At 67.4% G+C, this 13,864-nt stretch carries 11 protein-coding genes; 6 read left to right on the plus strand and 5 right to left on the minus strand.

The window, feature by feature from the left end; all coding sequences use genetic code 11:
* Nucleotide 1 precedes the first annotated feature (1 nt).
* Genes nuoL through ACFVVI_RS10530 form a run of 4 tightly spaced genes read left to right on the plus strand, consistent with a single transcriptional unit; the run spans nt 2 to nt 5,764 of the window.
* Nucleotides 2-1,888, plus strand: a complete 1,887-nt coding sequence (gene nuoL / locus ACFVVI_RS10515; RefSeq protein WP_378991723.1) for an NADH-quinone oxidoreductase subunit L — start codon at nt 2-4, stop codon at nt 1,886-1,888.
* A complete protein-coding gene (locus ACFVVI_RS10520; protein WP_387445027.1) occupies nt 1,885-3,507 on the plus strand; it encodes an NADH-quinone oxidoreductase subunit M in 1,623 nt (540 codons plus the stop codon). Before nuoL ends, ACFVVI_RS10520 begins: the two co-directional genes overlap by 4 nt.
* Entirely contained in the window at nt 3,504-5,126 is a 1,623-nt protein-coding gene (gene nuoN / locus ACFVVI_RS10525; RefSeq protein ID WP_387445028.1) for an NADH-quinone oxidoreductase subunit NuoN, read from the plus strand. Before ACFVVI_RS10520 ends, nuoN begins: the two co-directional genes overlap by 4 nt.
* Nucleotides 5,126-5,764, plus strand: a complete 639-nt coding sequence (locus ACFVVI_RS10530) for a class I SAM-dependent methyltransferase (protein WP_387445029.1) — start codon at nt 5,126-5,128, stop codon at nt 5,762-5,764. Before nuoN ends, ACFVVI_RS10530 begins: the two co-directional genes overlap by 1 nt.
* 157 nt (nt 5,765-5,921) lie before the next feature.
* On the opposite strand, the gene ACFVVI_RS10535 is transcribed toward ACFVVI_RS10530, so the two are convergent.
* The 4 genes from ACFVVI_RS10535 to ACFVVI_RS10550 form a co-directional block, all read right to left on the minus strand.
* A complete protein-coding gene (locus ACFVVI_RS10535) occupies nt 5,922-6,467 on the minus strand; it encodes a GNAT family N-acetyltransferase (protein ID WP_387445031.1) in 546 nt (181 codons plus the stop codon).
* A gap of 283 nt (nt 6,468-6,750) precedes the next feature.
* Entirely contained in the window at nt 6,751-8,304 is a 1,554-nt protein-coding gene (locus ACFVVI_RS10540) for a carboxylesterase/lipase family protein (RefSeq protein WP_387445378.1), read from the minus strand.
* Nucleotides 8,280-9,719 carry an ArnT family glycosyltransferase gene (locus ACFVVI_RS10545; protein WP_387445033.1) on the minus strand — a complete coding sequence of 480 codons (1,440 nt, stop codon included), beginning with the start codon at nt 9,717-9,719 and terminating at the stop codon, nt 8,280-8,282. Before ACFVVI_RS10545 ends, ACFVVI_RS10540 begins: the two co-directional genes overlap by 25 nt.
* Before the next feature lie 250 nt (nt 9,720-9,969).
* Nucleotides 9,970-10,551 (minus strand): TetR/AcrR family transcriptional regulator, encoded by a 582-nt coding sequence (locus ACFVVI_RS10550; RefSeq protein WP_387445034.1) that lies wholly within the window; start codon nt 10,549-10,551, stop codon nt 9,970-9,972.
* 80 nt (nt 10,552-10,631) lie between these two features.
* Here ACFVVI_RS10550 and ACFVVI_RS10555 point away from each other — a divergent pair, with 80 nt between their 5' ends.
* Nucleotides 10,632-11,642: a saccharopine dehydrogenase gene (locus tag ACFVVI_RS10555; RefSeq protein WP_387445035.1), complete on the plus strand. Its 1,011-nt coding sequence runs from the start codon at nt 10,632-10,634 to the stop codon at nt 11,640-11,642.
* Between the two features lie 18 nt (nt 11,643-11,660).
* Here ACFVVI_RS10555 and ACFVVI_RS10560 read toward each other — a convergent pair whose 3' ends face one another.
* On the minus strand, nt 11,661-12,797 hold the full coding sequence (locus tag ACFVVI_RS10560; protein ID WP_387445037.1) for an epoxide hydrolase family protein: 1,137 nt from the start codon (nt 12,795-12,797) through the stop codon (nt 11,661-11,663).
* A 62-nt stretch (nt 12,798-12,859) separates the two neighbouring features.
* Here ACFVVI_RS10560 and ACFVVI_RS10565 point away from each other — a divergent pair, with 62 nt between their 5' ends.
* Entirely contained in the window at nt 12,860-13,852 is a 993-nt protein-coding gene (locus ACFVVI_RS10565) for a helix-turn-helix transcriptional regulator (protein WP_387445038.1), read from the plus strand.
* Nucleotides 13,853-13,864 lie beyond the last annotated feature (12 nt).

Below are 13,864 nucleotides of genomic sequence, written 5' to 3' on the forward strand. Positions count from 1 at the left end.
CATGGGTACCGCAACGCTGTGGCTGCTGCCCGCCCTCCCGCTCGCAGGGGCGATCGTTCTGCTCCTGTTCGGTCACCTCACCGACCGCTGGGGCCCCTACCTCGCCACGACGGCCGCGCTGTCCTCGTTCGTCGTCGCCGCTGTCGCGTTCTTCGGCATGCTCGGGCGCGCCGACGCCGACCGGGCCGTGCACAAGGAACTGTTCAACTGGGTGCCCGTCGGTGATCTACAGGTCGGGTTCAGCCTGCAACTGGACCAGTTGTCGATCTGCTTCGCACTGCTCATCACCGGGGTCGGGTCGCTGATCCACCTCTACTCGATCGGCTACATGAGCCACGATCCGGGCAAGCGCCGGTTCTTCGGCTATCTCAACCTGTTCCTGGCCGCGATGCTCGTCCTGGTCCTGGCCGACAACTTTCTCGTGCTCTACCTGGGCTGGGAAGGCGTGGGCCTGGCGTCCTACCTGCTGATCGGCTTCTGGTACGAGAAGCCCTCGGCCGCAACGGCAGCCAAGAAGGCGTTCGTGGTCAACCGGGTCGGCGACATGGGCCTTGCCATCGCCATGATGGTCATGTTCGCGGCATTCGGTTCCTTCGACTTCCGCACTGTGTTCGCGGCGACCCCGGGCGCGAGCGAAGGCACCCTCACCGCGATTGGTCTGCTGTTGTTGCTGGCCGCCTGCGGAAAATCCGCGCAGGTGCCCCTGCAGTCGTGGCTCGGCGACGCGATGGAAGGCCCCACTCCGGTCTCGGCGCTCATCCACGCCGCCACCATGGTCACCGCCGGTGTGTACCTGATCGCCCGCGCCAACCCGATCTACGACCTCGCGCCGAACGCGCGCACGGCGGTGCTCGCCGTCGGCGCGGTGACGTTGCTGTTCGGCGCCGTCATCGGCTGCGCCAAGGACGACATCAAGAAGGCCCTCGCCGCCTCGACGATGAGCCAGATCGGGTACATGATCCTGGCCGTCGGCCTCGGCCCGGCCGGGTACGCGTTCGCGATCATGCACCTGCTCACCCACGGCTTCTTCAAGGCAGGGCTGTTCCTCGGCGCCGGCTCGGTGATGCACGCGATGAACGACGAAACAGATATGCGCCGCTACGGCGGCCTGCGCACGCTGATGCCGATCACGTTCATCACCTTCGGCCTGGGCTATCTCGCCATCATCGGAGTGCCACCGTTGTCCGGGTTCTTCTCCAAGGACAAGATCATCGAGGCAGCCTTCGACCACGGCGGATCCACCGGAATCCTGCTCGGCGCGGTCACTCTCGTCGGCGCCGCGCTCACCGCGTTCTACATGACCCGCGTCATGCTGATGACCTTCTTCGGTGAGCGCCGCTGGAAGCCCGACACCCACCCGCACGAGTCACCGGCGGTGATGACCGGGCCGATGATCCTGCTCGCGTTCGGATCGGTCTTCGCCGGTGGTCTGTTCGTCTGGGGCTCGTCGCTGGTGAACTGGCTCGAACCCGTCGTCGGTTCTCATCACGCGGAGCCGGTGATCCCCGCGGCGGTGGTCACCGGTCTGGCATTGACCGCGGTCGCCATCGGTGTCGCCGTGGCCTACCGCAAGTACGCCGAGAGCCCGATCCCCGAGGTCGCGCCCGAGCCGGTCAGCGTGCTGACCGGGGCCGCCCGTGCCGATCTCTACGGCGACAAGATCAACGAAGCCGTGTTCGAACGCCCCGGCCGCCACCTCACGAGGGCGCTGGTGTTCCTCGACGCGAAGGGCGTCGACGGGATCGTCAACGGAACCGCTGCCTCGATCGGCGGACTGTCGGCGCGAATCCGCAAGGTGCAGACGGGTTTCGTGCGCTCCTACGCCCTGTCCATGTTCACCGGCGCGGCCCTGGTGGCCGCCGCCCTGCTGGCGGTGAGGTTCTGGTGAACTCGTTTCCCTGGCTGACGACGCTCTGGCTCGCCCCCGCGATCGGGGCGGGTGTGGTGCTCGTCCTGCCCGCCGCCCGCCGCACGGTGGCGCGTGGCGTGGCGTTCGCGGTGTCGATCGGTGTGCTCGCACTGGCCGTTGTCCTCGCGGTGCGGTTCAAGCCCGGCGGTGCCCAGTACCAATTCGTCGAATCCCACGAATGGATCCCGACATTCGGTGTGGGCTACACACTCGGCCTCGACGGTATTGCCACCGCCCTGGTCCTGCTGACAGCGGTGCTGGTGCCGCTGCTGATCCTGGCAGGCTGGAACGACGACACCCCCACCGGCGACGGACCCAAGACCATCCACCTCTACATGGCGTTGATGCTGCTGGTCGAGTCGATGGTGCTGATCTCCTTCCTCGCCCTCGACATCCTGCTGTTCTACGTGTTCTTCGAAGCGATGCTGATCCCGATGTACTTCCTCATCGGCGGCTTCGGCACCCGCACCACCGACGCCGCGGTCCGCGCCCAACGTTCGCGCGCGGCGGTGAAGTTCTTGCTCTACAACCTCTTCGGTGGGCTGATCATGCTCGCCGCGGTCATCGGGTTGTACGTGCTGACCGCCCAGGCGGGCCTCGGCGAGGGATCGGCGGGGACCTTCGACCTGCGCGTCGTGGTCGCCGCGGCCAACAACGGTGAACTCGGGGGCAGCACAGCGGTTCTCAACGCCCTGTTCCTCGGGTTCATGTTCGCCTTCGCCGTGAAGGCGCCGCTGTGGCCGCTGCACACGTGGCTGCCCGACGCGGCGGTCTCGGCCACCCCGTCCAGCGCGGTGCTGATGATGGCGGTGGTCGACAAGGTCGGCACCTTCGGCATGCTGCGCTACTGCCTGCTGTTGTTCCCACTGGCATCGGACACCTTCGCGCCCTTGGTGATCACCCTGGCCGTCATCGGCATCCTCTACGGCGCGCTGCTCGCCATCGGCCAAACCGATGTGATGCGCCTGATCGCCTACACCTCGATCTCGCACTTCGGGTTCATCATCCTCGGCATCTTCGCCATGACCAGCCAGTCCCAATCCGGGGCGACGCTGTACATGGTCAACCACGGACTGTCCACGGCCGCACTGTTTCTCATCGCCGGGTTCCTCGTCTCCCGGCGTGGCACCAGGATGATCGCCGAGTACGGCGGCGTGCAGAAGGTCGCGCCGGTGCTGGCGGGCACGTTCTTCATCGCGGGCCTGGCCACGCTCTCGCTGCCAGGGCTCGCGCCGTTCGTCAGCGAATTCCTGGTCCTGATCGGCACTTTCCCGAAGTACCAGGTGGCAGCGGTGATCGCGACCGGTGCACTGGTCCTGGCCGCGATCTATGTGCTGTGGCTGTATCAGCGGTTGATGACCGGCCCGCTGAAGAAGGGCAACGAACACCTGCGTGATCTGGTGCCGCGCGAGCTGGCCGTGGTGGTGCCGCTGCTGATCGCGCTGCTGGTGCTCGGGTTCTATCCGAAACCGATCCTGGATCTGGTGGATCCCGCGGTGGGACACACTCTCTCGACGATCGGTAAGCACGATCCCGCTCCGACGGTCCCCGCTCCCGAAGCAGGTGCGGCCACCCCGCCCGCAGGCGGCCACAAATGAGGACGGACTCCGTGACCATCACCGAGCTCGCGGCCATCGCGCCCGCACCGAGCATCGAATACCACCTGCTCGCCCCGATGCTGATCGTGTTCGGGGTCGGCGTGGTGGGTGTACTCGTCGAAGCGTTCGTGCCGCGGCCCTACCGATATCCGACACAGTTGGTGCTCGGGTCAGCCGGTGTGGTCGGCGCTCTGGTGGCCGTGGTGCTGCTCGCGGGATCCGAGGGCACCGCGGTGATGGGCGCGGTCGCGATCGACGGGGTCACGCTGTTCCTGCAGGGCACGATCCTGCTGGTCTCACTGCTGGGCCTGCTGCTGATCGCCGAGCGTGGGGCGGTCCCGCGGGCGCGCAGCGGGCCGGGCACGTGGAGTCGGGCGGCGGCCGCGTTGGATCGAGGGGTCGACGCGTTCACACCGCAGGCCTCCGCGGTGCCCGGCAGCGCGCACGAGCTCGCGGCGGTGCGCTCGGGGGTTTCGACCACCGAGGTGTTCCCGCTGACGATGATCGCGGTCGGTGGTCTGCTGCTGTTTCCCGCGTCGAACGATCTGCTGACGATGTTCGTCGCGCTCGAAGTGCTGTCGCTGCCGCTGTATCTGCTGTGTGGGCTGGCTCGCCGCAGGCGGTTGCTCTCGCAAGAAGCGGCGATGAAGTACTTCCTGCTCGGTGCGTTTTCCTCGGCGTTCTTCCTCTACGGTGTCGCGCTGCTCTACGGGCAGACCGGCACGGTGTCGCTGCCGGGAATCGGTGCGGCACTGGACAAGCAGCCCGAGAACGCGACTCTAGCCCTGCTCGGTCTCGGCATGCTCGCCGTCGGGCTGCTGTTCAAGATCGGTGCAGTGCCGTTCCAGGCCTGGGTGCCCGATGTCTATCAGGGCGCTCCGACCCCGATCACCGCGTTCATGGCCGCCGCCACCAAGATCGCGGCCGTCGGGGCGACCATGCGGGTGCTGATGGTGGGAGTCGGTGCGCTGGGCTCGGATTGGCGCCCGGTGCTCGCCGCGGTCGCGGTGGCGACGATGGTCGTCGGTGCGATCATGGCGATCACCCAGACCGATGTGAAGCGCATGCTGGCCTACTCCTCGATCGCGCACGCCGGTTTTCTGCTCGTCGGTGTCGTCGCCGCCGACAGCGCCGGCGTGGCCGCCGTGCTGTTCTACCTGCTGGCCTACGGCCTCGGCACCGTCGGTGCGTTCGCGGTGGTCAGTCTGGTGCGTGACGCCTCCGGTGACGAAGCGACCGCGCTGTCGCAGTGGGCGGGCCTCGGTCGCCGATCCCCGTGGCTCGCTTCGGCATTCGCCCTGTTGCTGCTGTCTTTCGCCGGTCTCCCGCTCACCAGCGGATTCGTCAGCAAGTTCGCGGTCTTCGCCGCTGCCTCCGGTGCGGGCTATACCGCCTTGGTGATCGTCGGTGTCCTCTGCAGCGCCATCGCGGCCTTCTTCTACGTCCGGGTCATCGTGCTGATGTTCTTCACCGACCCTCCGGCCGACGCGCCCATCGTGACCGCCCCGTTCGCCACCACCTTGGTCGTGGCGTTCAGCGCGGGCGCCACCGTGTTGCTCGGTCTGTTCCCCCAGCCGGTTCTCGACCTCGCCGACCGCTCCAACCTGTTCATCCGCTGATGCCGCCGAGTTCCCCGCCCGACCCCCGCCCACCGACCAGCCACGAACGCCAGGCCGGTCAGCCGTGGAACGCGTCCTATCTCGACGGCCCCGCACCGTGGGACATCGGTACCCCGCAGCCCGCTGTCGTGCGGCTGGCCGAATCAGGCGGGTTCTGCGGACCGGTCCTCGATGTCGGGTGTGGCACCGGCGACAACGCCCTGTTCATCGCCGCCCGCGGGTTGCCCGTGCTGGGTGTCGACGTGGCCGAAACGGCGTTGGCCACCGCCAGGCAGGCAGCCGACGATCGCGGGATCGAGGTGGCCTTCGCCATGGCAGACGCCCTACATCTCCAGCGCCTGTATCGCCGCTTCGAAACAGTCCTCGACTGCGGCCTGTTCCACACCTTCGACGAGTCCGAACGCACCGAGTACGCGGCAAGCCTGGCCTCGGTCACCGACTCCGGTGGCACCCTGTACGTATTGTGCTTCAGCGATACCGGTCCCGACACCGGTCCGCACCCCGTCACCAGGCAAGCCCTCACCGCACCCTTCGATGACAACCCCGCCTGGCACATCGCCGCCATCGCCCCCGAGCATCTCCGAACACGCTTCGCCGACTCGGCCTCCGCCTGGCTCGCCACGATCGAACGCCGATAACAGCTCGGCCGATTTCGGGCTTGACCTGAAGGGTGTTTGAGCTCTTCACCGTTGGCGCACGAGCACGGTGCTTACTGATTCCACGGCCAGATCATGACCATCGCTGCGGCCATTCGCCCAGCAGGCCGATCCTTCGCTCACCCCTCCCGCCAGTGGCCTACGTGCGCGACTCCCCGACCGTGATCCGATACCGCCGTGCCGGACCGAGTTCGGTGTCCTGGATGCTCTCGAGGACGCCACCACAGCGCTCGATCGTCTTCATCGACCCGATATTCTCGGCCGCGCAAACAACCAGTACTCGGTCCATCCCAGCCACTCGCGCCTCAGCGATGATCTCTCCCAATGCCCACGTGGCCAGCCCTCGACGGCGCGCGGACGGCCGGATCCCGTACCCGATATGCCCGACCGTCCGCACAAGTTCGCCGTCCCCGTGCCGCAATGCGATCCCGCCGAGCACACGATCACCCTCGACTATCCAGCGATACGAGCAACGCCCGTCCCCTGACGCGGTGATGAGCCGCGCGACCCAGAGCTCGAATCCGCTCGCCGAGTCGACATCGTCACTCGGCAACAAACCGAAACCGTCCTCGTGGACACCGGGCCCCCACTCGACATGCGCGTCGCGCCATTCTCCGTACATATCGACACTGGGTGAGATCAATCTGTGCCCGGACCCGACCGGAATTCCACTGGAGGTGAACACTCTTTCAATCTAATGGGCGAACCGGATCGAACCGCCGGGAATTCGCGCCCGCTTGCTGATCTCGCCGATGTGACCATTGCACGGAGCTTTGTGAACATCCTTAGCGACCAACTCGCTACGACGCGTGACTTCTACGTCGACCTATTGGGTTTCCAAGTCGCCTACGACAGCGATTGGTTCGTACAACTCGTCGACGTATCGAGCTCTACCGTGTCACCGCCCACCGACATAGCTTCTCCGAAAGATGCGGCCGGTGCATGCCGGACGAGACCGGCTGGGTGATTCAGCTCGGGAGGTCCAGGGTGTCGAACTGGTGGGCTGCCCAGATGCGGCGGGAGCGTTCTTCGGGGTAGGGCTGGGTGATGGGTTCGGCGTGGTAGACGCGCGTGGTTCGCGCCTGTGGATCGTAGGGCGCCCAGCCGGGGGTTCCCGAGGTAGCGAAATTCACCCAGTCGGTACGCATTCGGTGGGCGACATCGGTGATTTCGTTCGCGGCGTTCGGATGGGCGAAGCGGTGGGCGCGGACCTCGTCGGGACCGAGGGTGCCGAGGACGAGCAGGAAGTCCAGGCAGTGCGCGGCGCCCTGTTGCGAGTTGAAGCTCCACGCCAGTTCGCACAGCCACACGCGCCCGCCGCCCGCGTGCGCAGCATCGGCCAGATGCAGGCTCGGCATCCGGAACAGCCAGTCGGAGTTGAGGATTTCGAACAGCTGGCCAAATGTCGCCTCCGGATAGGCCGCTCGGTAGCGCCTGTCACCATCCGTGCCTGGTGCGAGGTGGCGAAAAGCTGCGGTCATGGTCTCCGGTGCCGGTTCGCTCCCCGGGCGAGATGTGTAGAGCCGGAACTCGTCACGGGTGTGGCTGACGAGCAGGTCGACGTCGCGTGCGGCACCGCCCGCGATCGCACGCCACGGCGCGCACGGCAATATCTCACCGTCGACAACAGGGGAGAACGGGGTGGGCGTGAGCGCCATCGGGCCCCAGGCATCGACGAACTCGGGCATCGCGGCGATCACCGCGGTGGTGGCGTCGGTGAGCGCGCGTGGCGGCAGCAGGGCGAGGTCTTCGACGGTGGCCTGGACGCCGAGCTGTGCGGCGATCGTGGTCGAGATCGCGGCGGCGAGGCTCGGAGTGAAATAGGTGCCGGGCATGCTCTGGCTGATCGCTCGGCGAAACAGTCCGGCCGCCATCGGCATCACCAGCAGCGCGCCGATGGACGCACCGCCCGCGGACTGCCCGAAAACGGTGACGTTGGCGGGGTCGCCACCGAATACGGCGATGTTGTCCTGGACCCAGCGCAGAGCAGCGATCTGGTCGAGGATGCCGCGATTGTCCGGAGCTCCGGTAATGCGGGCGAAACCGTCGACGCCGACCCGATAGTTCATGCTGACCACCACCACGCCGGCCGCTGCGAGCAGCGCACCGTCGCAATGCGGGTTGGCGGTGTCGTTCTCGAGGTAGGTGCCGCCCTGGATCCACACCATCACCGGCAGTTTCGCGGTCCCGAGGTCGGGTGACCAGACATTCAGGGTCAAACAGTCCTCGGATCCGTCATCGGTCGAGCCGGACGCCGACGACATCACCGAACCGCCATTGCGGGCCTGGGGAACCGGAGGGCCGAACATCAGCGCGTCGCGAACGCCCTGCCACCGCTGTGCAGGCCCAGGCGCCGCGAACCGTCGTGCGCCGGCCGGCGGCGCTGCATAGCTGATCCCCCGAAAGACCGCGACAGCGCCTTCCCACCGGCCGCGCACAACACCGGCGCCCGTGCGGATTTCAGGTTCGTTGCCCACTCGATACTCACTTCCTGGTGTCAGAGGCCGCGCATCGTCGACCACATCGACGACCACGGCTGAATCGGACCCACGCATTCCCAGATCGTGGCATCGGTGGTGATGCCGGGAATTCCGAGCGGATAGTCGGTTCGGCCCGCTGGGACGACGGAGCTGAACCAGCGACGCAGATCCGCCTCGGTACCGCCGACGTAGACGACTGTGTCCGCGGTATCCGGCGGGACACCGAAGTAGCCGAAGCCGCGGTTCGGACTGAAGACCGGCGGTAGACCCGCAGTGGAACGAGCGTGATCGAGCGCTGACGCTTGCACATACCATTGCGTCACGACCACGGCCGTGCGCTGCCGGTGCGGCGGTAATGCGCGGTAGGCGTTCGCGGTAGCCGCCACCAGCTCGGGCCATCCGAGTTCGCTGTATGCCGAAGGTCCCAGTGCGGCAGCGAGATCGGGGGCAGGGGCGTAGTCCGAGGCGGCACGCCACGGCGTCACGTACACGACGGCCGCAACCACCGACAGCGCTGCCGCCTGCACCGCGACAATGGTGAGCCAGCGTCTGGGTATCGCGGCCGATCCCACGGCCCCGGCCGCGATCACCACCGGGTAGATGCCCGCACCGTAGCCGCTGCGACCGCCGCTGATCGCGATGATCGCCACCGCCAGTAGAAACGCCACACCGAGGAACCGGTAGCGGCGCAGGAGCGGCGATCGGCACAACTGCCACACACCGCACACCACGAGCACCGCGGCGAGCGGACCCCACCATGGCAAGGTGCGCGGGACGAACCACAGCGAGCCGGCGAAACCGCCGGTCTGGCCGCGAACCACCGCCCCCATACCCAGATGCGGCCAACCGTTCATGGCCTGCCAGATCAGCCCCGGCGCCGCCGCCAGCACCACAATGCTCGCGCTCCACCACAGCGCCGGTCGCCGCAACAACGCTCGGGGCCCCAGCCAGGCCACGGCGACGACCACCGCGATCCAGAAGATCGGGATCAGCCATTTGACCTGCACGGCAACGGCTGTCGCGAGCCCAGCCGCCCACAGCAAAGCATCGTCGCGGGTCCGTACCCAGCGCACCAGCAGCCAGGTGAGCACCGCCCACAGCAAGGTATCGATGGCGTTCGTCGACAAAGTCTGCGCTTGGCCGAGTACGAACGCCGATGTCGCGCAGGCGATCGCTGTCACTGACTGGGCTCCGCGAGCACCGCCCAGTTCGCGGGCGATGGCCGCGCTCAACACCAATACGGCGAGCGACGCCGCCACTGCCGGAATGCGCAATGCGATGAACGATCCGGGAAACAGCCAGTCCATCGAGCGCGCGAGCAGCGGCACCAGTGGACCTTGGTCGGCATAGCCGAACGCGGGGTGCTTGCCCGCGGCAATGAAATACAGCTCGTCGTAGTAGTAGCCGTACCGCGTCGCCGATAGCGCCGCGACGATGCCGAAGACCACTCCCACCACCGCAACAGCGAACCCCGCGAAGGGCGGGCGTGGATCATCGGTCGTAGAAGGAGATCGAGCTGAGTCGACAACCACCCCTGGCACGGTGTCCGACACTACCGGCTCGGCGGGAACGACAAGCATGCAAACGATCCAGTCCTGGCCTACGCCAAGGGTTTCGGGCCTCGGAGGCGCTGTCGCGTCGACAAGCGTCCGACGCCGCCCCCTGTCGGCGGGACAACGGCATCAGCTTCGGTCTGCTGCGGTGCCGCTATCGCACACCGATGCTGCCGACGATCAGATCGGTCAGCGCCGAGATCGCTTCGTCGGGCGTGGTCGTACCCAGGTTCAGTTCCGCGGCCAGTGTTTCGGCCGCGCCGAGCACGCCGACGCAGCGCAGTCGCAGTGCTGTGGCGGTGAGTGGCGAGAACGGTTGCAGGGTGGCTGCCATCCAGTCGCGGTAGCTGTCGAGCATGTCGTGCTGGATCGCCTGGACGTCCGGATTGCCTTTCAGGGCGGCGGAAATCGCGTCGAATTCGGGCATGTCGGTGGCGCAGGCGAAGTAGGCGGTGCCCATGACGCGGGCGATCTCGTCGACGGTGGGAGTGGCGTCGCGGGCGGCTTGTTCCGAGGCCAGGCGGTGGCGTTCGTCGAGTTGACGGTAGAGCGCGAGGAGCAGTTCGGGGCGGGTACCGAAGTGGTCGTAGACGATCGGCCTACTCACGCCCGCAGCTTCGGCGAGAGTGGCCAAGGTCAGGCCGTCGGTTCCTTGCTCTCGCACCAGCGTCAAGGCGGTGTCGAGCAGCTGCTCGCGCCTGGCCGGCTTCGCCAATCTGCCCGATCGTGCGGTCATCGTCCTCCCTTGCGCCATGTCCACAGCTTAGCTACAAAGAGTAAGTTACATTTTGTAGCTTAGTGGAGAGGGATTTCAGCATGGAGCAATCGGTACTGATCTTGGGCGGGTCGGGACAGGCGGGGTCGGACACCGCCGCCCTGTTGCGTCAATGGCATCCGACCCTGCCGTTGACCATCGCGGGCCGTGATCTCGGTCGTGCGCAACGGGTCGCCGACGCCGTCGGCACTGCCACGGCGGTGACGATCGATCTGTCACACCGCGACCTCGGTCTCGCCGACGCCGACTACTCCGCGGTCGTCGCGACCCTGTGGGACCATCGGCTCAACGGCCTGCACTACGCACAGGACCGTGGCCTGCCCTACCTCAGCATCTCCAGCGGCCTGCTCGACATCGGCCCGGAGATCGTCGCGGGCGCACAAAGGTCCAGTGCGGCGCCGGTTCTGGTCGCCAGCCACTTGATGGCGGGCATCATCGTTCTCGCCGCACTGGATTCCACGCGCGAGTTCGACCGGGTCGACACGGTCCGAGTCGGCGTCGTGCTCGATGACACCGACACCGGCGGACCCGCGGGAATCGCCGACCTGGAACGCTGGTCGGCCGTCACCACGGCGGGTCTCGTGCGCCGCGACGGCGTCTTCACCTGGCTCGCCGAGACCGACGCGCAAGCCGACGTCCGCACCGTCGACGGCACCGCCCTGCCCGGCCAGAGCATCCCGGTTCTCGACGTGCCCAGCCTGGCCCTCGCTACCGGCGCACCGAACGTCCGGGTCGACTTCGCGGTCGGTGCCACCCCGAGCAGGCGGCGCGGTCAACCTGCCTCCGTCGAGGTTCGGATCGATCTCGCCGGAACCGGCCGGAACGGCGCACCGCTCAACAGAACACAGCACCTCGTCCATCAGGACGGTCAGCGACCGCTGACCGCAGTGGGGATCGCACTCGGCGTCGAACGGCTGCTCGGCCTGCGCGGCGACCGTCCCGCACCGGGCATCCACACCCCGGAGGCATTGATCGACCCCACCTACGCCGTCGAGCGGCTGAGCGAGATCGGTGCCGCGTGGCATCGAGACGGCGGCGGCCCCCGGCCATAACCCGGGGGCCGCCGACTCCTACCGCACCGACCGGAAGAACTCGCGCACATCCTCGATCAGCAGCTCGGGCGCTTCCATCGCGGCGAAGTGGCCCCCGCGGTCGTATTCGGTCCATCGGACGAGGTTGTTCTGCTTCTCGGCGATGCCACGAATCGTGGCGTCACCGGGGAAGACCGCGACCGCTGTGGGGACACCGGAGCTGGGCAGGTCCGCGCCCCACTGCTGGGATTCCTTGTACAGCCGCATCGAGGAGCCCGCGGTCCCGGTGAACCACAAGATCGCTGTTTCGGCGAGCATGGCGTCGCGGTCGAGGGAATCCTCGGGCAGCGCGGCGGCGGGGTCCTTGTAGGTGTTGACGACATCGACGACCCACGCGAGCAGACCTGCTGGTGAATCGGTCAGGGCATGGGCCAGGGTGTGCGGGCGGGTGCTGTGCACACCCGCGTAGGCAGAAGTTTCGTTGCTGCTCCAATCCTGAAGCGCGGCGAGCTTTTCCTGATCCTGCTCGGTGTAGCCCGCACCGTCGTCGTTCCAGGCGGGGATGGTGATCGCGGCGTTGAGGTGCACACCGGCGACCCGCTCGGTGTCGACCCGACCCACCTGCGGGGCGATGAACGAGCCCGCGTCGCTACCCTGCACGCCGTAGCGCTGGTAGCCCACTTCGCCCATCAGCCGGGCGATCAGGTCCGCGGATCGCTCGGTGGCCGCCTGGCCGGGCTGGTGGGTGGGTCCGGAGAAGCCGAATCCGGGCAGGGTCGGGATGATGAGGTCGAAGGCGTCGCGCGGGTCGCCGCCGTGCGCGCGGGGGTCGGTCAGCGGTCCGATCGTCGCACCGAAGTCGGTGAACGGCCAGCCGTGCACCAAGACCAGCGGCAATGCGCCGGATTCGGGTGAGCGCACGTGGGTGAAGTGCAGGCGCTGCCCATCGATCTCGGTGACGAACTGCGGGTGGGCGTTGCGTGCGGTTTCCGCGGCGCGCCAGTCGAACCCGGTCCGCCAGTAGTCGGCGAGCTCGCGCAGATAGGCGGTGGGCAGGCCGTAGGTCCAGCCGGTGCCGGGCAGGTCGTCGACCCAGCGGGTGCGGGCGAGCCGCTCACGCAGGTCGTCGAGGTCGGATTGCGGAATGTCGATCCGGAAGCTGTCGATGTCGCTCATACCGACAACGCTAGGCAGCACTTAGGTCAGTACTGTTCCTAAGTTCGCGGCATGATGGAGAGATGTCCGAAACGTCCGCTCGGCTGCTCCGGCTGCTGTCGCTGTTGCAGACCCGCCGCGCGTGGTCGGGTGCCGAACTCGCGACCAAGCTCGATGTCACCGCGCGCACCGTGCGCCGCGACGTGGAACGGTTGCGCGGATTGGGCTATCCGGTGCAGGCATGGCAGGGCAGCGCGGGGTATCGGCTGGGAGCGGGTGCGTCGATGCCGCCGCTGCTGCTCGACGACGAGGAGGCCGTGGCCGTCGCGGTCGGCTTGCGCACCACCTCGGGCGGCACGGTCACCGGTATCGAGGACGCCTCGCTGCGCGCGCTCGCGAAGCTGGAACAGGTGCTCCCCTCGCGACTGCGGCACCGGCTCACCACCTTGCAGCAATCGATGGTGCGGGTCGCCGCCGAAGCACCGCGGGTGGCACCGGAGACGCTGCTGACGATCGCGCAGGCGTGTCGATGCCACGAGCGTCTGCGCTTCGACTACACCGATCACGCCGGTCGGACGTCTCGCCGCGATGTCGAACCCGATTCGCTGGTCAATGTGAGTAGGCATTGGTATCTGGTCGGGTGGGATGTCGATCGAGCCGATTGGCGGTCGTTCCGCGTCGACCGGCTCGAGCCGCGAGTGCCGACGGGCCCACGGTTCACCCCGCGACCGCTGCCCGACGGTGACGCGGCGACCTATCTGTCCCGCAGGCTCTCGGTCGCGTCGTGGCCGTGGCGCACCGTCGTCACCCTGCACGGGTCGGCCACCGAGGTGGCCGATCGGGTCTGGCCGGGCATGGGCGTCCTCGAAGCGATCGACGATGTCAGCTGTCTGTTGCATCTGGGCGCCGATTCCCCGGCCGCACTGGCCTGGATGATCACCGCCCTGGACATCGGATTCACGGTCACCGACCCGCCTGAGCTCGTCGCGGCGCTGCGGACGGTGAGTGAGCGATGCCGTGACGCGATTGTTGATGCACCTGGTGCAGACTTGCAGCGTGTGCCATTTCCGCGTTGACGGCGTCGCGGA

The organism is Nocardia sp. NPDC058114, assembly GCF_042884695.1.
Classification (GTDB): domain Bacteria; phylum Actinomycetota; class Actinomycetes; order Mycobacteriales; family Mycobacteriaceae; genus Nocardia.